The 17,832-nt window shown below is 72.5% G+C and carries 20 protein-coding genes; 13 read left to right on the top strand and 7 right to left on the bottom strand.

The genetic code is table 11. The features are described 5' to 3' along the window. Positions 1-39: 39 nt before the first annotated feature. Positions 40-1,695: a urocanate hydratase gene (hutU, locus tag B4K29_RS12135; RefSeq protein WP_019286604.1), complete on the bottom strand. Its 1,656-nt coding sequence runs from the start codon at positions 1,693-1,695 to the stop codon at positions 40-42. 220 nt (positions 1,696-1,915) lie between these two features. On the opposite strand from hutU, the gene B4K29_RS12130 reads away from it, so the two are divergent. After that, the gene (locus tag B4K29_RS12130) at positions 1,916-2,200 is read left to right on the top strand and encodes a type II toxin-antitoxin system VapB family antitoxin (RefSeq protein ID WP_286967457.1); all 285 of its coding nucleotides are present in this window, start codon (positions 1,916-1,918) and stop codon (positions 2,198-2,200) included. A 178-nt stretch (positions 2,201-2,378) separates the two neighbouring features. On the opposite strand, the gene B4K29_RS12125 is transcribed toward B4K29_RS12130, so the two are convergent. Together B4K29_RS12125 and B4K29_RS12120 are read right to left on the bottom strand one after the other, a co-directional pair. Continuing rightward, complete coding sequence (locus tag B4K29_RS12125; protein WP_019286606.1) at positions 2,379-2,792, bottom strand: cold-shock protein; 414 nt, start codon at positions 2,790-2,792, stop codon at positions 2,379-2,381. Between the two features lie 36 nt (positions 2,793-2,828). Next, on the bottom strand, positions 2,829-3,833 hold the full coding sequence (locus B4K29_RS12120; RefSeq protein ID WP_029211963.1) for an ArsR/SmtB family transcription factor: 1,005 nt from the start codon (positions 3,831-3,833) through the stop codon (positions 2,829-2,831). Positions 3,834-3,975: 142 nt separating this feature from the next. Here B4K29_RS12120 and B4K29_RS12115 point away from each other — a divergent pair, with 142 nt between their 5' ends. Next, positions 3,976-4,170 (top strand): hypothetical protein, encoded by a 195-nt coding sequence (locus tag B4K29_RS12115; protein WP_019286609.1) that lies wholly within the window; start codon positions 3,976-3,978, stop codon positions 4,168-4,170. A 120-nt stretch (positions 4,171-4,290) separates the two neighbouring features. After that, the gene (locus B4K29_RS12110) at positions 4,291-5,328 is read left to right on the top strand and encodes a glycosyltransferase (RefSeq protein WP_286967455.1); all 1,038 of its coding nucleotides are present in this window, start codon (positions 4,291-4,293) and stop codon (positions 5,326-5,328) included. On the opposite strand, the gene mptB is transcribed toward B4K29_RS12110, so the two are convergent. Both mptB and hutH read right to left on the bottom strand, forming a co-directional pair. After that, positions 5,253-6,866: a polyprenol phosphomannose-dependent alpha 1,6 mannosyltransferase MptB gene (gene mptB, locus B4K29_RS12105; protein ID WP_286967454.1), complete on the bottom strand. Its 1,614-nt coding sequence runs from the start codon at positions 6,864-6,866 to the stop codon at positions 5,253-5,255. The genes B4K29_RS12110 and mptB overlap by 76 nt on opposite strands. Before the next feature lie 208 nt (positions 6,867-7,074). Then, entirely contained in the window at positions 7,075-8,637 is a 1,563-nt protein-coding gene (gene hutH, locus B4K29_RS12100) for a histidine ammonia-lyase (RefSeq protein WP_286967452.1), read from the bottom strand. 163 nt (positions 8,638-8,800) lie between these two features. Here hutH and B4K29_RS12095 point away from each other — a divergent pair, with 163 nt between their 5' ends. The 9 genes from B4K29_RS12095 to B4K29_RS12055 all read left to right on the top strand — a co-directional run bounded on the left by B4K29_RS12095 (position 8,801) and on the right by B4K29_RS12055 (position 14,251). Further along, entirely contained in the window at positions 8,801-9,157 is a 357-nt protein-coding gene (locus B4K29_RS12095) for a nuclear transport factor 2 family protein (protein ID WP_029211959.1), read from the top strand. Positions 9,158-9,204: 47 nt separating this feature from the next. Next, a complete protein-coding gene (gene panC / locus B4K29_RS12090) occupies positions 9,205-10,113 on the top strand; it encodes a pantoate--beta-alanine ligase (protein WP_286967450.1) in 909 nt (302 codons plus the stop codon). Between the two features lie 15 nt (positions 10,114-10,128). Then, positions 10,129-10,455, top strand: a complete 327-nt coding sequence (locus tag B4K29_RS12085) for a hypothetical protein (protein WP_019286615.1) — start codon at positions 10,129-10,131, stop codon at positions 10,453-10,455. Positions 10,456-10,648: 193 nt separating this feature from the next. Next, entirely contained in the window at positions 10,649-11,422 is a 774-nt protein-coding gene (locus B4K29_RS12080; protein ID WP_029211956.1) for an IclR family transcriptional regulator, read from the top strand. Beyond that, on the top strand, positions 11,419-12,009 hold the full coding sequence (gene mobA / locus B4K29_RS12075) for a molybdenum cofactor guanylyltransferase (RefSeq protein WP_029211955.1): 591 nt from the start codon (positions 11,419-11,421) through the stop codon (positions 12,007-12,009). Before B4K29_RS12080 ends, mobA begins: the two co-directional genes overlap by 4 nt. A gap of 7 nt (positions 12,010-12,016) precedes the next feature. Further along, positions 12,017-12,196 (top strand): hypothetical protein, encoded by a 180-nt coding sequence (locus tag B4K29_RS12070; RefSeq protein WP_019286618.1) that lies wholly within the window; start codon positions 12,017-12,019, stop codon positions 12,194-12,196. A 42-nt stretch (positions 12,197-12,238) separates the two neighbouring features. After that, positions 12,239-13,216, top strand: coding sequence for an NAD(P)H-quinone oxidoreductase (locus B4K29_RS12065; RefSeq protein WP_239261938.1), 978 nt, complete (start codon positions 12,239-12,241; stop codon positions 13,214-13,216). Positions 13,217-13,448: 232 nt separating this feature from the next. Then, positions 13,449-13,796: an ArsR/SmtB family transcription factor gene (locus tag B4K29_RS12060; protein WP_019286620.1), complete on the top strand. Its 348-nt coding sequence runs from the start codon at positions 13,449-13,451 to the stop codon at positions 13,794-13,796. Continuing rightward, entirely contained in the window at positions 13,793-14,251 is a 459-nt protein-coding gene (locus B4K29_RS12055; RefSeq protein ID WP_029211952.1) for an SRPBCC domain-containing protein, read from the top strand. Before B4K29_RS12060 ends, B4K29_RS12055 begins: the two co-directional genes overlap by 4 nt. A 208-nt stretch (positions 14,252-14,459) precedes the next feature. Here the strand turns inward: B4K29_RS12055 and B4K29_RS12050 are convergent, their stop codons facing one another. Then, positions 14,460-15,764: a M18 family aminopeptidase gene (locus tag B4K29_RS12050; protein ID WP_029212133.1), complete on the bottom strand. Its 1,305-nt coding sequence runs from the start codon at positions 15,762-15,764 to the stop codon at positions 14,460-14,462. Positions 15,765-16,329: 565 nt separating this feature from the next. After that, complete coding sequence (locus tag B4K29_RS12045; RefSeq protein ID WP_239261934.1) at positions 16,330-17,184, bottom strand: HAD-IIA family hydrolase; 855 nt, start codon at positions 17,182-17,184, stop codon at positions 16,330-16,332. A 195-nt stretch (positions 17,185-17,379) separates the two neighbouring features. On the opposite strand from B4K29_RS12045, the gene B4K29_RS12040 reads away from it, so the two are divergent. Continuing rightward, the coding region (locus B4K29_RS12040) for an ABC transporter ATP-binding protein (protein WP_286967447.1) at positions 17,380-17,832 on the top strand (453 nt) is incomplete at its 3' end.

Below are 17,832 nucleotides of genomic sequence, written 5' to 3'. Positions count from 1 at the left end.
CGCGCCACGGGCAGACGCAGGTGACGCCCAGGTTGTAACTCAGTCTTCACGCATGGGGATGCGGACGCCCTTGTCCTCGGCCACCTGCTCGGCGATGTCGTAGCCCGCGTCGACGTGCCGGATGACGCCCATGCCGGGGTCGTTGGTGAGGACGCGCGCGAGCTTCTGGGCGGCGAGGGGCGTGCCGTCGGCGACCGACACCTGCCCCGCGTGGAGCGAGCGTCCGATGCCCACGCCGCCACCGTGGTGGATCGACACCCACGAGGCGCCGGAGGCGGTGTTGACCAGGGCGTTGAGCAGCGGCCAGTCCGCGATCGCGTCGGAGCCGTCGGCCATGGACTCGGTCTCCCGATAGGGCGAGGCGACCGATCCGCAGTCCAGGTGGTCGCGCCCGATGACGATGGGGGCTGACAGCTCGCCGCTCGCCACCATCTCGTTGAACCTCAGCCCGGCCTGGTCGCGCTCGCCGTAGCCCAGCCAGCAGATGCGCGAGGGCAGCCCCTGGAAGGCGACCTTGTCGCGAGCACCGTTGATCCACGTGTGAAGTCGCTCGTTGTCGGGGAACAGGTCGAGCACGGCCCGGTCGGTGCGATAGATGTCCTCGGGGTCGCCCGAGAGCGCCACCCAGCGGAACGGGCCCTTGCCCTCGCAGAACAGCGGCCGGATGTAGGCGGGCACGAATCCCGGGAACTCGAAGGCGCGCTCGTAGCCGCCCTGGCGCGCCTCGTCGCGGATCGAGTTGCCGTAGTCGAAGACCTCGGCGCCCTTGTCCTGGAACTCCACCATCGCCCGCACGTGGGTCGCCATGGATTCCCTTGCGCGGTCGGTGAACTCGTCGGGCTTCTTCTCGGCGTACTCCGCCCACTCGTCGACCTCGACGCCAACCGGCAGGTAGGACAACGGATCGTGCGCGGAGGTCTGGTCGGTGACGATGTCGATGGGGACGTCGCGACGCAGCAGCTCGGGGAACACCTCGGCCGCGTTGCCCACGAGACCGACCGAGAGCGCGCGCTTCTCGTCCTTGGCCCGCAGGGCGGACTCGACTGCGGCGTCGATGGACTCGTGCACCTCGTCGAGGTAGCGGTGCTCGACGCGACGGTCCAGCCGCGCCTTGTCGACGTCGACGACCAGGCAGGCGCCACCGTTGAGCGTGACGGCCAGCGGCTGCGCCCCACCCATGCCGCCGCACCCGCCGGTGAGGGTCAGCGTGCCGGACAGCGTTCCGCCGAAACGCTTCTCGGCCACCGCGGCGAAGGTCTCGTAGGTGCCCTGCAGGATCCCCTGCGTGCCGATGTAGATCCACGACCCGGCCGTCATCTGGCCGTACATCGTCAGCCCGAGGTGCTCGAGCCGCCGGAACTCCGGCCAGTTCGCCCAGTCACCAACGAGGTTCGAGTTGGCGATGAGCACGCGCGGCGCCCACTCGTGGGTCTGCATGACGCCGACCGGGCGCCCCGACTGCACGAGCATCGTCTCGTCCTCGCGCAGGCTCTGCATGGTCCGCACCATCGCGTCGAAGCTGCGCCAGTCGCGCGCCGCCCGCCCCGTCCCGCCGTAGACGACCAGGTCGTCCGGCCGCTCGGCGACCTCCGGGTCGAGGTTGTTCATCAGCATCCGCATCGGCGCCTCGGTCTGCCAGCTGCGGGCCGTGAGGGTGGTGCCGCGCGCGGCGCGGACGGGACGGGAGCCTTCCATGGCTGCCTCCTCGGGCGATCGGGTCGTATGACGAAACCGTGGTCACCACCCGGCGTCGTCACCGGAGCGGGGTCCCCCCATCGAACCGCGCCGACGTCACGGCGGCCACCCCCGGCATACCGGCATCTGTCCCGTATCCGAGACCAAGCCCACCCCGCACTCACCTCCACCCGACGGTAAAGTCGGTGGCCCCAGGGTAGAAACCGCCAGGTGGGAGACCATGATGAGCCTGAACATCAAGAACGAGCGGGTGTGCGCGCTCGCGCGCCGGGCCGCCGACACGCTCGGCACCACCCAGACCAGCGCGCTGGAGCAGGCCCTCGAGGAGCTGCTGGAGCGCCACGACGAGCAACGCCGACGGGCCAGCGAGCAGGTCGCGCTGGAGCGCTACGCCCGGTCCATGCAGGTGCTGGAGCGGATCGACACCATGCTGACCGACGCGGATCGGAAGGCCATGCAGCGGGACCTGGACGAGATGTATGACGAGGGCGGCCTCCCTCGATGATCGTCGACGCCGAACCGCTGCTGTTCACGGGCGACGACTTCTGCAACACGGACGTCGATCCCGCGCGGTAGGTCGCTCGGGTCCTCACGCCTTCGTCGTCAGTCCGTACATGATGGGACCGACTCCTCGACGCTCCGGGCCTCGCTCGTCCCTCGCTCGGGTCCTCACGCCTTCGTCGTCAGTCCTCGACCCAGCCGTAGCCGCGGGCCATCGTCCCCAGCCGCCCCCGCAGGTGCAGGATCTGCGAGCCCGTGAGCGTCGGCTCGGCGCGCAGCAGCATCTCGGTGATCGCGTCCTCGAACTCGCGCGGCGACAGCACGTCGACCTCGCCGTCGGGGCGCTCCACGGGGCGACCGGCGGGACGCCGCACGTCCAGGTCGTCGCCGAGAGCTCGCACCTGCGCGGCCTTGGGGCCCTTGGCGCCCTCCTCGGGCACGTACTCGACGATCACGCCGGGGCGCACCTGCGCGCGATCACCCACGATGTCGTTGACGTGCAGGAACACGTCGGGTCCGTCGTCGTCGGGAGCGATGAAGCCATATCCCTTGACCGCGTCGAACGACAGCACCTCACCCTGGATCACATCCGCCATGTGACGCACCTTACCCACGTGAGCCCCGCTGAACCGTCAGGATCCGTCACACCGCGCCGAACGGTCGAGCAGCTGCTGGGCCAGGTCGGTCCGGCGGTACAGCACGGCGCGCCCCGATCGGGCGGACGCGACGAGGTCAGCCCGCCTCAGCATGGCCAGGTGCTCGCTCACCGTGCCCGGGCTCAGCTCGAGCAGGCACGCCAGCTCCGTGGTCGAGGCGGGCACGCCCGTCGCCCGCAGCAGCTGCGCGCGCGTGCGGCCGAGCACGTCGTCGAGCGCGTGCTCGTGGTCGAGCTCCTCGGCGGCCCAGAGGTTTCCGACCCCGAGGGCGTGATAGATGATCGTGGGCACGAGCGGCTCCTGCAGACCGATCAGGCCTCTCGGGCCCGCGAACACGCTGGGGTGCAGCAGGAGTCCTCGCCCACCCTCGAAATGCTCTGCCGGATAAGAGGATCCGGCGACCTCCAGGCGGTCGGGCAGCAGGTGCACGCGCGGGCTCAGCTCGCCGAGCAGCGGCTCCAGCCCTCGCGCCGCGAGCCGGGTCGACCGCTGGACGATGTCCGCGTCGAGCAGCCGACGGATCGCACCCCACCGGTCGGCGAGGACCAGCTCCCAGTAGCCCCGCATCGCGGCGACGACGCGTTCGAGGCCGACCTCCGGCTCGGCGCCCAGCCTCGCGAGGACCGCTCCGACGGTGGCGTCATGCGGCTGCTTCCGCAGCAGGTCCACGTCGCGCAGCAGCACCCGGGGGCCCAATGCGCGCACGCCGGCGAGCTCGGCCTCGAGGTCCGCCGGGGTCGACAGGAAGGACGGTGTCAGCACGTCCGCGAGGAAGCCCTCCGGCGGCACCAGCGCCACCAGCAGCCCCAGGTCGATGGCGGGCTCCGCGGCCAGCCGCTCGCGGGCCGACCGCACCCAGGACCGGTGCAGCCCCGTCACGTCGTGCTGCAGCACCCGCAGCGACATCGCGAGCTCCTGGGTGCGGGTCGTCACGAACCTCACCCGCGCGACGTCGGAGCTGCTCAGCAGCAGATCGGCCATGCCCTCAGCCTAGGTCGGACCCGCTGGCCCCCCGCAGGATTCGGCCCTGCCCGCACCGTGGCCGGGACATCCCGCGCCGAGGCAGCCTGGCGGCATACGGGCTGGTGCAGGACCCGCCCCGTCTCGACGAGAGGAGCACCCCATGACCATTATCGACCGCTGCCACGACTCGGCCACCGACATCACCACGACGCCGACCACGTATGACGCGCCGGCCGCCCGTCACGAGCGCCGACGCGAGGCCGGCGAGCGCGCCGTCGGCCGTCCGCAGGGCCTGGCCGCCTGGGCCGAGGACGTCCGCCGGCGGCCCGACATCCACTGGGCGGCGTTCCGCTGAACCTCTGCCTCCGCGCCAGCTAGGTTGGGGGCGTGGAGCTCCGGATCGCCCAGCTGGCCAACTTCGTGAGGCCCACGTCCGGCGGGATGAAGGTGGCGATCGACCAGCGCGCGCGGCTACGTGGACGCCGGGGCGCAGCGGCTGCTGATCATCCCCGGCTCCACCGACGACCGCATCCCCACCGAGCTCGGTGACGTCGTGACGGTGGCGTCGCGCGAGGTCGGCGGCGGCTATCAGATGATCCTCGACCCGCGGCCGGTGCTGCGCGCCCTGGAGGCCTTCGCGCCGACCTCGATCGAGATCTCGGACAAGTCGACGCTGCTGCCGGTCACGCTCGTGGCGCGTCGCCGCCAGGTGCCGACCGTGCTGTTCTCCCACGAGCGCCTGGACACGATGCTCAGCATGCGAATCGGCCTGCAGCGCGGCCTGCGTCACCCGATCCGGCTGTTCAACGGCGCGCTGTCGCGGGCCTTCGACCACGTGGTGACGACGTCGGACTTCGCGGCGGGCGAGTTCTCCGGGCTCGCGTCCCTGGCCCCGCACCGCCTCCACCAGGTGCCGCTGGGCGTCGACCTCGAGACGTTCCGGCCGCTCGAGCCGGCTCCCGAGCCCGCCCCGGACAGGACGATCCGCCTCGTCCACTCCGGTCGCCTCTCCCGCGAGAAGGATCCCCACCTCGCCGTCCGCACCGCCGTCGCCCTCCACCACCGCGGCCTGCCGGTGCGGCTCGACGTGTATGGCGAGGGGCCCCACCGTCACGAGCTCGAACGTCTCGCGGCCGGATCCCCCGTCACCTTCCACGGTCACGTGGCGGGGCGCGAGGCGCTGGCCCGCCGTCTCGGGGAGGCGGACGTGGCGCTCAGCGTGTGCGCGGGCGAGCCCTTCGGGCTCGCGGTGCTGGAGGCGCTGGCCTGCGGCACGCCGGTCGTCACCGCGGACCGGGGCGGCGCGCGCGAGCTCGTGGACGACCGCTCGGGGGCGTGGGGGCACCCGGATCCCGAGTCCCTGGCCGACGCCGTGCTGCGGGTCGTGGCCCGTCCGGCGGCCGAGCGGCGACGTGACGCGCGGGCTCGGGCCGAGCGCTATCCGTGGAGCCGGACCGTCGAGCGGACGCTCAGCCTGCACCGCACCCTCGCCGCCGCCCCCACCACCCGTTGAGAGGCGACAGATGGGGGTTGTGAAGGCCTCATAACCCCCATCTGTCGCCTCTCAACGACGGGCGCCGGCGAGGACCGGGGCGGGGTCGGACCCGGTGGGGTGGTCGGACTCGGGGGCGCGGACAGGCTCGGGCGACGCCGGGATCCCACGTGTCCCCAGGAGCAGCGGCACCGCCACGGCCAGCACCATCGCCGCGTGAGCACGATCGCCACGGGACGCCCCTCGAGCGAGGAGTCGAGCGGCGCGCTGATCCCACCGACCACGCTGACGGCCAGCAGCACCCGCAGCCGCCGCGCCCCGAGCGGCAGGGCTGCGACGAACGGCACCACCCACAGGGCGTACCAGGCGTGCGCCACGGGCCCGAGCAGCAGCACGGCCAGCATCGTGACGGCGACCGACCTCAGGGCGGCGGGGCGGTCGCCGGTGCGGGCCCGCAACGCGCAGACCACGCCGACGAGCACGGCCAGCGCCATACCGAGGGTGCGTGCCGTGGTGAGGGCCGGGGCCCAGAGCTCGGGGTGGCCGGCGTGGTCGACGACCCAGCCGACCGCGCGGCCGCCCGTCGTCGACAGCGAGAACGGCGTGAGCACCTCGCCGGGCACGGCGAGCGCGCCGACCCAGCCCACGCCGAGGCGATAGGGCAGCCCGCAGGCCAGCAGCGTGACGACGCCCAGCCCTCCGACCGCGGCAGCCCGGCCGACCCGCTGGCGCACCGTCGCCCCCACGCCCAGGCTCACCAGCACGACGCCGACGCAGATCAGGCCGCCGGGCACCTTGACGCCGGCGGCGAGCCCGCCGAGCACCGCGGCCCACCCCCAGCTGCCGCGTCCCGCCACCACGAGGGCCGCCGCGCCGAGACCGGCCAGCAGCAGGTCGTTGTGCAGCCCGCCGACGCCGTGCGCGACCACCAGCGGGCTGGCTGTCACGAGCGCCGTCACCGTGGCCGCGTCGCGACGGCACCAGCGGGCGAGCTGGGGCAGGGCCCACAGCAGCAGGGCCAGCCCGAGCAGGGCGGCGCAGCGTTCGAGGACGATGGCCACCCAGGGGTCCCGCGTCAGCGTCGTGGCCATCGCGCCCCACACGAGCGGCACGGGGCCGTAGGGCGTGAGCGTGTCCATCCACCGCGGGTCCACGCGCTCGCTCCAGGGCCCGGCGAGGGTCACCGGGGCATAGCCGTATGGCGACAGCAGCCGCCTCGTCAGCTCGCCCTGAGCGACATAGCTGAACCCGTCCCGGCTGAACAGCGGCGGTGCCGCCAGCAGCGGGAGCGTCCAGGACCAGGTGGCGCTGCGCACGAGGTCCAGGGCGCCGGTGCCGCGGTGGCCACGAGCGCAGGTGTGCAGCAGCGAGATCCACGCCCACGACAGGAGCGCCAGCCCGAGGACGGCCATCGAGAGCCCGAGGCCGTGACCCGGCATCGTCTCGCCCCACCCGGCCAGAGGCGCGGCGAGCGTCGCGCCGACCGACGCCGGGAGCGGCGTGATGACGAAGCCTCCGACGAGGACCAGGAGCGCGCCGACGACGCCTCGGGTGATCACCCTTGCGACGCTAGGCAGGGCGCCCGGTCCCGGGCTGAACTCCGTATGACGTCCCGGCGAACCCCTGACGGCGACTCCCCACCCGCCCACCGGTCAGATCCCGACACCCCAACCCGTCCGAAACTGACCAATCGGCGAACCCGACCCCGCCCACTGGTCAGATCCCGACACCCCCACCCGTCCGAAACTGACCAATCGGCGAAAGGTGTCAGCGCAGCGGGCCGGTGACCTCCTCGACCACGCGCACCACCGTGCCGTCGGCCACCAGCGTGCGGGCGGTCTCGATGTCGGGAGCGAGGAAGCGGTCGATCCCCGGCCCCTGCCACCCGGCCTCGCGCAGGGCTCGGACCACCGCACCGGTCGCCGGCGACGGCTCGAGCGGCGCGCGCAGCTCGATGCCCCGTGCGGCGGTCAGCACCTCGATCGCGAGCACCCGGGTGAGGGCGTCGACCGAGCGGCGCAGCTTGCGGGCCGCGGACCACCCCATCGACACGTGGTCCTCCTGCATGGCGCTGGACGGGATGGAGTCGACCGAGGCGGGCGCGGCCAGGCGCTTCATCTCCGAGACGATCGCGGCCTGGGTGTACTGCGCGATCATGTGGCCGCTGTCGACGCCGGGGTCGTCGGCGAGGAAGGGGTTGAGCCCGTGCGAGCGCGCCTTGTCGAGGAACCGGTCGGTGCGCCGCTCGCTCATCGAGGCCACGTCGGCGGCCACGATCGCGAGGAAGTCGAGCACGTAGGCCACCGGTGCCCCGTGGAAGTTGCCGTTGGACTCGACCCGACCGTCCAGGGTGACGACGGGGTTGTCGACGGCCGCCGCCAGCTCGCGGGTCGCCACGAGCGTCGCGTGGTCGACGGTGTCCCGCGCCCCGCCCGCGACCTGCGGCGCGCACCGCAGCGAGTAGGCGTCCTGCACGCGCGTGCACGCCTCGGTGCGGTGGCTCTCTCGGATCGGGCTGTCCGCCAGGACGGTTCGCAGGTTGTAGGCCGAATCCCCCTGTCCCGGGTGCGGCCTCAGCTCGTGCAGGTCGGCGGCAAAGACGTTGTCCGTGCCGAGCAGGCCCTCGACGCTCATGGCGGCGCTGATGTCGGCGACCTTGAGCAGGGCGCGCAGGTCGGTGATGGCGAGGACGAGCATGCCGAGCATGCCGTCCGTCCCGTTGATGAGGGCCAGACCTTCCTTCTCCTCCAACGAGATCGGGGTGAGCCCGGCATCGCGCAACGCGTCACCCGCGTCGGCGGTCTCGCCCGACGGCAGCCGCACCGGGCCCTCCCCCATCAGCGCGAGCGCGCAGTGCGCCAGGGGCGCGAGATCGCCGGAGCACCCGAGGGATCCGTACTCGTGGACCACCGGCGTGATGCCCGCGTCGAGCAGGTCGACATAGGCCTGGGCGGTCGAGACCTTCACGCCCGTGCGGCCGGTCGCGAGCGTGGACAGGCGCAGGAGCATCAGCGCGCGCACGACCTCGCGCTCGACCTCCGCACCCGATCCCGCCGCGTGCGAGCGCACGAGGGAGCGCTGCAGCTGGGCGCGCAGCTCGGTGGGGATGTGTCGCGTCGCGAGCGCCCCGAAGCCGGTCGACACCCCGTAGTGCGGGACGGTGTCGCTCGCCAGCCCCTCGATGACCGTGCGGCTGCGGGCGATCTCGTCGATCGAGTCCTGGGTCAGGACGACCGGTGCGTCGTGCCGCGCCACGGCGACGACGTCGTCGAAGGACAGCGGCCCGCGGCCGACCTGGACGGGTGTGCGCTCAGCAGTCATGCCGCTCATTGTGCGAGCCCCGGCGCGCGGCGCAGCACCCCCTTGACCCCGCCTTCTGTCCCGGATCCGAGACATGGCGTCGAGCCGGCCTGAGGTCACGCTCGTCGCGACGGGAGGTTCGGCATACGGTCGGAGCAGACAGACCCCGCCGTATGACGAAAGGTCCCCCGCCATGACGACCACCGCCCCCGCCCCGGTCACCCGCTACTACGAGCTCGTGGACGCCAACGACGTCGACGGGCTCGTCGCCCTGTTCACGCCGGACGCGACGTACGAGCGGCCGGGCTACGAGCCGATGCGCGGGCACTCGGGGCTGACCGCGTTCTACTCCGGGGAGCGGATCATCGCGTCCGGCGCGCACACGCTGACGCACACGGTCGTCGACGGCGACGAGGTGGCGGTGCAGGGCCGTTTCGCCGGCACGGCTCGCGACGGGCGCGTGCTGGACCTGCGGTTCGCCGACTTCTTCCGGCTCGACGGCGAGCGAATCGCCTACCGCACCACGTACTTCTACGCCCCGCTCGCCTGACAGCGGTCGGACGGCATACGAGACGTCCCTGCGGACAAGGAGATCCGATGCGTGTCGTCACCACCCGCGACGAGCTGTCTTGCGCCAGAGCCGAGCTCGGGACCGTCGGGCTCGTCCCCACCATGGGCTACCTGCACGACGGCCACCTGTCCCTGGTGCGGGCAGCGCGCTCCGCCAACGACGCCGTGGTCGTGTCGATCTTCGTCAATCCCACGCAGTTCGGGCCCGGGGAGGACCTCGCGAGCTATCCGCGCGACCTTGACCGCGACCTCGCCATGCTCGAGGCCGAGGGGGTCGACCTGGTCTGGACGCCCCGCGTCGAGGACGTCTATCCCCCAGGCTGGTCCACGCACGTGAGCGTCGGCGGCGTCACCGAGGTCCTCGAAGGTGCCCGCCGCCCAGGGCATTTCGACGGGGTGGCCACCGTGTGCACGATCCTGTTCGGCGCGGTGCGGCCCACGCGGGCCTACGTCGGCCAGAAGGACGCCCAGCAGACCGTCGTCATCCGACGTCTCGTCGAGGACCTGGCGCTCGGGCTGGAGGTCTGCGTCGAGCCCATCCGCCGGGAGCCCGACGGCCTGGCGATGAGCTCGCGCAACACCTATCTCTCGCCCGGGGAGCGCGCCGCCGCCCCCGTCCTGCATCGAGCCCTCGTCGCGGTCGAGGAGACGTATGCCGCCGGCCGCCGCCAGGCCTCGGAGCTGCTCGGTGCCGCCCACGCGGTCCTGGCCATCGAGCCCGCGGTGTCGGTGGAGTACGTCAGCGTCGCCGACCCGGGCACGCTGACCGAGGTCGACGTGGTCGACCCCGCGCGCGGCGCACTGGTGTCGCTGGCCGCCCGCCTCGGCCGCACCCGCCTCATCGACAACCTCGTCCTGGCCCCCGTCGCCCCGTCGCCCCGGCACCCCGACCAGCCGGGCTCGATGTCTCGTCCCACCGCTGACCCGGCCGCGTGACGATAGCCTCGAGGAATGCCTCTGGCCCGTGAACCACAGCGAAAGGTGCGCGTCTTCCACGAGTACGGCGCCCCGTGGCCGCTGTGGGAGAGCGGGACCGACGAGTACCAGATGCAACCCTCCGACTACGAGCTGTCGCCCGAGCTGACCGACGAGCTGCGCCGATGGGGCGACGTGTTCCAGACGCACTTCCACTATCTGGACGAGTGGGACTCAGCGAGCACCAGGCAGCAGTACTCCGACGGCATGCAGGGCGCCGTGACGCGACTGCGGCGAGAGCTGCCGCCCGAGCTCGCCATCCAGGACGAGCACACCTGGTGCCTGGATGATCCCGATCACTGACGCGGGCCGCCCTGGTTGCGTGGGCGGGGCGGGGGTCCCCCATCGCAGGTCTTCGGCACAGAAGCAGATCTTCGGGATGGAACCCGAAGATCTGCGACCGTCGTGAGCCGCCAGGCCCCAGGGCTGACGCGACCCGACTGAGGCTGTGGACAGTCCGCGCCACCCCACCGGTGACACCCGTCAGGATGGGGCCATGACCCGCAGCGCCTCCCCCGCCGTGAGCCAGGCGGTCGCGATCCTGCGCCACCTCTCGCGTCACCCCGAGCCCGTGCCCGCCGCCGCCGTGGCGCGCGACCTCGGGCTGCCGCGCTCGACGGCATACAAGCTGTTATCCCTCCTGGCCGACGAGGGTCTGGTGACGCACCTCCCCGAGGAGCGTCGCTACGGGCTCGGGGTCGGGGTGTTCGAGCTGGGCAGCGCCTACTCCCGGCAGGCCGGGCTCGCGCGGCTGTCCCGACCTGTCCTCACCCGTCTCGTCGACGAGACCACGCACAGCGCCCACCTGGCGGTGCTGCACGGTCGCGACGTGCTCTACGTCCTCGAGGAGCGGGCGCCCGGGCGCCCCCTGCTGGTCACCGACGTCGGCGTGCGGCTGCCGTCGCAGCTCACCGCCAGCGGTCTGGCGATGCTGGCCGCGCTGCCCTCCCCGCAGGTGCGCGCGCTGTTCCCCGACCGGTCCGCGTTCGTGACCCGGTTGGGCACCGGGCCGCAGTCGCTCACGGCCCTGCGCTCCGAGCTGTCCTCCGTCCGGGCGCGCGGCTTCGCGCTCGAGGACGGCACCGTCACCGAGGGTCTCGCAGGCGTCGCGGCGGCGGTGGTGGACCACGGCGGGCACCCGGTAGCATCCGTCGCGATCACCTATCCCCGACAGGTGGAGGCGTCCGTCCAGCCCCTCGCGGGCGCCGCACGACGAGCTGCGCAGGAGCTCACCCGCCGCCTCGGCGGACATCACAAGGAGCATCCATGACCGGCCCCGACACGACCAGCGCCGTGACCGCCGTCATCCTCTGCGGCGGCACCAACGTCCGCATGGGCGGCAGGGACAAGACGTCCGAGCAGCTCGGCGAGACGACCGTCCTCGGCCGGATCCTGCGCGACCTGCCCGACGACTGGGCGATCATCTGCGTCGGCACCGAGCGCCCCACCTCGCGCCCCGTCACCTGGACCCGCGAGGACCCGCCGCTCGGTGGCCCCGCCGCCGGCATCGCCACCGGCGCGGCCCTGTCCAGCACCCCCGTCACGGTCGTCCTCGCCGGCGACCAGCCCTTTGCCGGCGACGCCGCGCCCCACGTCGTGGAGGCGCTCGCCGACTCCCCGTCCGGTGTCCAGGCCGTGGCCCTCGTGGACGACTCCGGCTCGCTGCAGCCGCTGCTCGCGGCCTACCTCACCGGCCCGCTGCACCAGGCCTTCCCACCCGGCACCCGCGACGTCTCCGTGCACCGCACCGCCGCCAGCCTCCGCATGGAGGGCATCCCGGCCCCCTCCCCGCGCGCGCTGCTCGACGTCGACACCCCGGTGGACCTCTTCGAGGCCCGCTTCATCCACCTCGGCTGACGGCGCCGTGGGCACCGGGGAGCTCGTCGCCCTGGGGCTGTTCGTGCTGTCGTGGGTGCTGTTCGTCTTCGCCTTCACCGGGCCCGTGCGGCGCCGCCACCCCGCCTGGTCGATCGTGCTGATCCCCCTCGCCGTGCTCGTGATGACCCTGGCCGCGCTGTCGTTCACGCTCAACCACGAGTTCTGAGCGGACTTCTGCGGCGGCCGGGCTGCGTCATACGGTGGAGGCATGAAGGCCATCACCCTGCCGTCGTTCGGCGGCCCCGAGGTCCTGACCGTCTCCGAGATCCCCACCCCGGGGATCAACGCCGACGAGGTGCTGGTGCGCGTCGTCGCCGCCGGCGTCAACCGCGCCGACCTGCTGCAGCGCCAGGGCAACTATGCGCCGCCGCCCGGCGAGTCCGAGATCCCCGGGCTCGAGGTCAGCGGCATCGTCGTGCAGGTCGGCAGCCGGGTCGAGGGGTGGAGCGAGGGCGACGAGGTCTGCGCCCTCCTCGCCGGAGGCGGGTATGCCGAGCACGTCGCCGTCCCCGCGGGCCAGCTGCTCCCCGTGCCCGCCGGCATCAGCCTCGTCGACGCAGCCGCCCTCCCCGAGGTGACCTGCACCGTCTGGTCCAACCTCGTCATGACCGCCGGGCTGCAGCGCGGCGACACCCTGCTCGTGCACGGCGGGTCCAGCGGCATCGGCACGACGGCCATCCAGATCGCGCGACGCCTCGGCGTCCGCGTCGCCGTCACCGCCGGCTCGGCCGCCAAGCTCGAGCGCTGCCGCGAGCTCGGCGCCTCGATCCTGATCGACTACAAGGAGCAGGACTTCGTCGAGGAGCTGCGAGCAGCCACCGACGGGCGCGGCGCCGACGTGATCCTCGACAACATGGGCGCGAAGTACCTCCCCCGCAACGTCGCCGCCCTGGCCACCGGCGGTCGCCTCGTCATCATCGGCATGCAGGGCGGCGTCAAGGGCGAGCTCGACATCGCGACCCTGCTGCGCAAGCGCGGCACCGTCGTCGCGACCTCCCTGCGCGCCCGGCCCCGCGCCGAGAAGGCCGCCATCGTGGCCGAGGTCCGCGAGCACGTGTGGCCGTTGGTCGAGGCCGGCGAGGTCGTGCCCGTGATCCACGGTCGCTTCCCGGCCCGCGAGGTGGCGCGCGCGCACGAGGAGCTCGACAAGGGCACCCACATCGGCAAGGTCCTCCTCACGATCTGATGCGCGCGTGGGCCTGGCGAGGCCCAGCGTGCACAACCCGCGCTCGCAGCGCTGGCCCTGCCTGAGCCGGGCTGATCGGGCTGCCACGCGACGGGCGGGACGTCATACCGGCTGGTCCGCCGGCAACCCGCACAGCTCAGCTCCCTAGCCCCCTTGACACAATGCCCTCCTGCGCCTAAAGATAGCCACATGGCTAAATAGCCACATGGAAATACTGCGAACGAGGACACCCATGGCTCCCGACGACGACCAGCTCGACCGGATCTTCAGCGCGCTGTCGGACCGGACGCGCCGGGCCATGCTCGAGCGCCTGCGCTCGGGGCCACGCTCCGCCGGCGACCTCGCCGAGGGGTTCACGCTGAGCCAGCCGACCGTCTCCAAGCACCTCAAGGTGCTCGAGGGCGCCGGGCTCATCCGCCGCGAGCGGGACGGGACGCGCATCTACAGCGTCCTGGCGATCGACCCCCTGGTGCGTGCCGCCATCTTCGTGTCGCAGTTCGAGCAGGTCGTGGACGCGCGACTCGACCGGCTCGCAGCACTCGTCGAGTCCCCGCGCGATCCACGAGGAGAGCAGAGATGAAGACCGAGTTCACCCTTCCCGACGACACCACCATCAGCTACACGCGGACCTTCGCCGCACCCGCCGAGCGCGTGTGGCAGGCCTGCACCGACCCCCAGGTCGTCCGCACCTGGATGCTGGGCCCCAGCGAGGACACGACCTTCGAGGTGTGCGACATGGACATCCGCGAGGGCGGCAGCTTCCGCTGGGTCTGGCTCGATCCGGACGGGCGGCTGGAGATCTACGGCGACGTGCTCGAGGTCGACGCGCCGCGCCGGCTCGTCACCACCGAGCAGATGGGCGGCACCGACTGGCCGCCGACCCACAACGTCGTCGAGCTCACGGAGCAGGACGGCCGGACGGTGCTCACGGGCACCATCCGCTACCCGTCCAAGGAGGCCCGGGACGGCGCCTACGCCTCGGGCATGGCGGACGGCATGGACGTGAGCTTCGCCCGGCTGGACGAGGCCGCCTGACCGTCCGGCATACAGACCGCATGTCGCTCCGCCGCCTCCACGCCCAACGGCGCGAGGCGGCGGAGCTGCGGTCTGGGCGGCCACGGACCAGACCCGCCGGGGGCAGAGGCATCAGCCTGGCGAACGAAGGCCGGTCGATGCCTTTACCGGGGGCCGAGGCATCAGCCTGGCGAACGAAGGCCGGTCGATGCCTTTACCCGCGGTAGGTCTAGAGCTGGGGGGAGAGGAAGGCCGCGAGGGCTCCGGCATACATCGCCGGGTCCTCGGCACCCATCAGCTCGCGCGCCGAGTGCATCGACAGCATCGGCGCCCCGAAGTCGATGGTGGAGACGCCGAGCTGGGCCGAGGTCATGGGCCCGATGGTCGAGCCGCACGGCATGTCCCCCCGCGCCCCGAACTCCTGCATCGGCACCCCCGCCTGGTCGCACGCGAGCCGGAACCAGCCGGCCGAGACGGCGTCCGTGGCGTAGCGGCCCTTGACGTTGACCTTGAGCACCGGTCCGCCGTTGAGGGCGACCTGGTGGTTGGGCTCGTGCTTCTCGGGATAGTTGGGGTGCGTGGCGTGGGCCATGTCGCCCGACGCGACGACCGTCGAGGCGAGCGCCCGCTGGTAGTCGTCGCGGTCGCCCCCGAGCGACCGGGTGATGCGCTCCATGATCTGCGGCAGCATCGAGGAGAAGCCGCCGCGGTCGGTCATCGACCCGATCTCCTCGTGGTCGAACAGGACCAGGACCTGCACGAACGGCGTCGACGGCCCGTCGCCGTCCACCGCGTCGACGAACGCCCGCGTGCCGCAGTAGCTCGTGCCGAGGTTGTCCAGGCGCGGGGCCGCGAGCAGCGAGCTGTCGTGGCCGAGCAGGGTCGAGGGGGTGAGGTCGTGGGTCATCAGGTCCCAGGCGAGGACGTCGTCCACGTCGCAGCCGACCTCGCGGGACAGGAACTCGCGCATGGAGGGGGCGGTTCCGCCATACCCCCACACGGGGACGAGGTGGGTCTGCGGGTTGAGGGTGAGCCCGTCGTTGACGCCGCGGTCGAGGTGCACGGCGAGCTGCGGCACGCGCAGGGTTGGGGTGTCGACGAGCACCAGGTGCGTCTCGACGCCCGCCCGTCCGCGCACGGACACCCGGCCGGACAGGCCCAGGTCACGGTCGAGCCAGGAGTTGAGCAGCGGCCCGCCGTAGACCTCGCAGACCAGCTGGTCCCAGCCGTGCCGGTGCAGGTCGGGGTTGGGGCGGATGCGCAGGTTGGGCGAGTCCGTGTGCGCGCCCACCACCCGGAACGGCGTGGCCGCCCCGTCGGCGTGCTCGGTGGACCAGGCGGCCAGGGACCCGGCGCGGATGGTGTAGAAGCGCCCGGCCTGCTGCGGCCAGGCGTCACCCTCGGCGAGCTCCACGAACCCGGCGGCGTCGAGCAGGGCGCCGGCCGACTGCACCGCGTGGAAGGGGGACGGGGACGAGTCGACGAACTGGCACAGACCGCGGGCCTCGACCTCGGGGTCGAACGAGTGGCTCATGCCGCCAGTATGCCGTCAGCCCCCGTCGCGACCGACGTCGGGCGCGCGCGCTCCGAAAGTTGCCCACAGCCCTCTCACCGCACGTCGCGCGCTTCCCTAGGATCAGGAACATGAGTCCCACCGCCGTGGTCCCGACGTGGCTCGTGGTCCTGCTGTCTGTGGGTACACCCCTCTTGACCTTCGTAGCGGCGCTGCTGGCCAACGCCGTGTCCCGCAAAGGTGCCGTCGAGCTTGAGCGACGCTCCCGCCGAGAGGAGTCGATGCGCCACCTCAAGTGGGCGGCGGAGCTGGTAGTTTCCGACGATGACCGCAGGGCTCGGCGGTCCTTCGCGAGACCACGTCGAAGGTCGAGGATGCCGAGGAGCGGGGCGAAGGGGTGGTCGTCGTGCTTCGCCCGTCTCCAGAGGGCTCGGGCCCCCGGACGGATGGCCCTGGAGCCCCGTGACGCCCGTCGGTGCACGGACTACCCTGGCGATGGAGGAGGCACCATGACGAAGTACATCGCGGTGACGCGTACGCAGCGCGACGCCGCCCGCTGGATGGCAGAACGAGCCGCGGCTCAGGGTCAGCCCGTGCCGCCCTCGACCCGGCTGATCGCCGAGGCCGAACCGTCGTCACGTCCGACGTCGGGCGCGCGCTCCGCGACCAGCGGGACGACGTCGGCGATCGAGTCGACGACCCGCGTGGGGCGGTAGGGGAACAGCTCGACCTGGTGCGGGCGCGTCGACCCGGTCATGACGAGGATCGTGCGCAGCCCCGCCTCGAGCCCGGACACCACGTCGGTGTCCATGCGGTCGCCGATCATGACGGTGTGCTCGGAGTGCGCCTCGATCCGGTTGAGGGCGGTGCGCATCATCAGCGGGTTGGGCTTGCCGACGTAGTACGGCGTGCGCCCGGTGGCGGCGGTGATCAGCGCGGCCACCGAGCCGGTGGCGGGCAGGGTGCCCTCGACCGACGGGCCGCTGACGTCGGGGTTGGTCGCGATGAACCTCGCGCCGCCCTCGAGCAGCCGGATGGCCCGCGTGATGGCCTCGAAGGAGTAGGTCCGCGTCTCCCCCAGCACCACGTAGTCGGGGTCGCGCTGGGTCATCGTGTAGCCCGCCTCGTAGAGCGCGGTCGTCAGGCCGGCCTCGCCGATCACGTAGGCCGAGCCGCCCGGCCGTTGCTCGGCGAGGAAGCTGGCGGTGGCGAGGGCGGAGGTCCAGATGCAGTCCTCGGGGACGTCGATGCCGCTGGCGAGCAACCGCGCCCGCAGGTCGCGCGGGGTGTAGATCGAGTTGTTGGTCAGCACCTGGAAGCGCAGCCCGCGCTCCTGCAGCGCGGCGAGGAACTCGGCGGCGCCGGGGATGGCCTGCTCCTCGTGGACGAGCACCCCGTCCATGTCGGTGAGCCAGGACTCGATGTGGGCGTGGGTCGTCATACGGCCAGTATGGCGACCCGCCCGCGACCCGTCGCCCCCGCAGGATCCTCGTCAAGCAAGGGCTCCCAGGGGGTTGACGGGCGGCGGACATACTCGGTATACCTGTCCTAGCCAGGGGACATACCGAGTATGTCGTCTGCGGTCGGCCGGTCACCAGGGGGATGACCGGCCGGCCCCACCTCGACAGGAGACGCGATGCCGGTCCTCGAGCTCGACGACGTCCACCGCACCCACGGCACCGGCGACACCGCCGTCCACGCCCTGCAGGGGGTGACGCTGACGATCGAGCCCGGTGAGCTGGTGGCCGTCATGGGCCCCTCGGGGTCCGGCAAGTCGACCCTGCTCAACCTCGCCGGCGCCCTGGACCGCCCGACGACCGGGCGCGTGGTCATCGAGGGGCAGGAGGTCACCGCCCTGCGGCCCGACGCCCTGGCCCGGCTGCGTCGCCGCAGCGTCGGCTTCGTCTTCCAGGACTTCAACCTCATCTCGTCGCTCACCGCCGCCGAGAACGTCGCGCTGCCGCTCGAGCTCGACGGCGCCCGTCCCCGCGCCGCTCGCCGGCAGGCGCACGCGGCGCTGGAGGAGGTCGGCATCCGCGACCTCGCCGACCGCTTCCCCGACCAGAGGTCCGGCGGCCAGCAGCAGCGG

This window comes from Arsenicicoccus sp. UBA6765, assembly GCF_002453335.1.
Taxonomy (GTDB): Bacteria; Actinomycetota; Actinomycetes; order Actinomycetales; family Dermatophilaceae; genus Arsenicicoccus; species Arsenicicoccus bolidensis.
Note: the sequence above shows the minus strand (reverse complement) of the source record. Positions and strands in the feature narration are given on the sequence as shown.

Coding starts and splice junctions, on each gene's coding strand:
- hutU (WP_019286604.1), bottom strand. CDS start 1,695: ATGGAAGGCTCCCGTCCCGTCCGCGCCGCGCGCGGCACCACCCTCACG.
- B4K29_RS12130 (WP_286967457.1), top strand. CDS start 1,916: ATGATGAGCCTGAACATCAAGAACGAGCGGGTGTGCGCGCTCGCGCGC.
- B4K29_RS12125 (WP_019286606.1), bottom strand. CDS start 2,792: ATGGCGGATGTGATCCAGGGTGAGGTGCTGTCGTTCGACGCGGTCAAG.
- B4K29_RS12120 (WP_029211963.1), bottom strand. CDS start 3,833: ATGGCCGATCTGCTGCTGAGCAGCTCCGACGTCGCGCGGGTGAGGTTC.
- B4K29_RS12115 (WP_019286609.1), top strand. CDS start 3,976: ATGACCATTATCGACCGCTGCCACGACTCGGCCACCGACATCACCACG.
- hutH (WP_286967452.1), bottom strand. CDS start 8,637: ATGAGCGGCATGACTGCTGAGCGCACACCCGTCCAGGTCGGCCGCGGG.
- B4K29_RS12095 (WP_029211959.1), top strand. CDS start 8,801: ATGACGACCACCGCCCCCGCCCCGGTCACCCGCTACTACGAGCTCGTG.
- panC (WP_286967450.1), top strand. CDS start 9,205: ATGCGTGTCGTCACCACCCGCGACGAGCTGTCTTGCGCCAGAGCCGAG.
- B4K29_RS12085 (WP_019286615.1), top strand. CDS start 10,129: ATGCCTCTGGCCCGTGAACCACAGCGAAAGGTGCGCGTCTTCCACGAG.
- B4K29_RS12080 (WP_029211956.1), top strand. CDS start 10,649: ATGACCCGCAGCGCCTCCCCCGCCGTGAGCCAGGCGGTCGCGATCCTG.
- mobA (WP_029211955.1), top strand. CDS start 11,419: ATGACCGGCCCCGACACGACCAGCGCCGTGACCGCCGTCATCCTCTGC.
- B4K29_RS12065 (WP_239261938.1), top strand. CDS start 12,239: ATGAAGGCCATCACCCTGCCGTCGTTCGGCGGCCCCGAGGTCCTGACC.
- B4K29_RS12060 (WP_019286620.1), top strand. CDS start 13,449: ATGGCTCCCGACGACGACCAGCTCGACCGGATCTTCAGCGCGCTGTCG.
- B4K29_RS12055 (WP_029211952.1), top strand. CDS start 13,793: ATGAAGACCGAGTTCACCCTTCCCGACGACACCACCATCAGCTACACG.
- B4K29_RS12050 (WP_029212133.1), bottom strand. CDS start 15,764: ATGAGCCACTCGTTCGACCCCGAGGTCGAGGCCCGCGGTCTGTGCCAG.
- B4K29_RS12045 (WP_239261934.1), bottom strand. CDS start 17,184: ATGACGACCCACGCCCACATCGAGTCCTGGCTCACCGACATGGACGGG.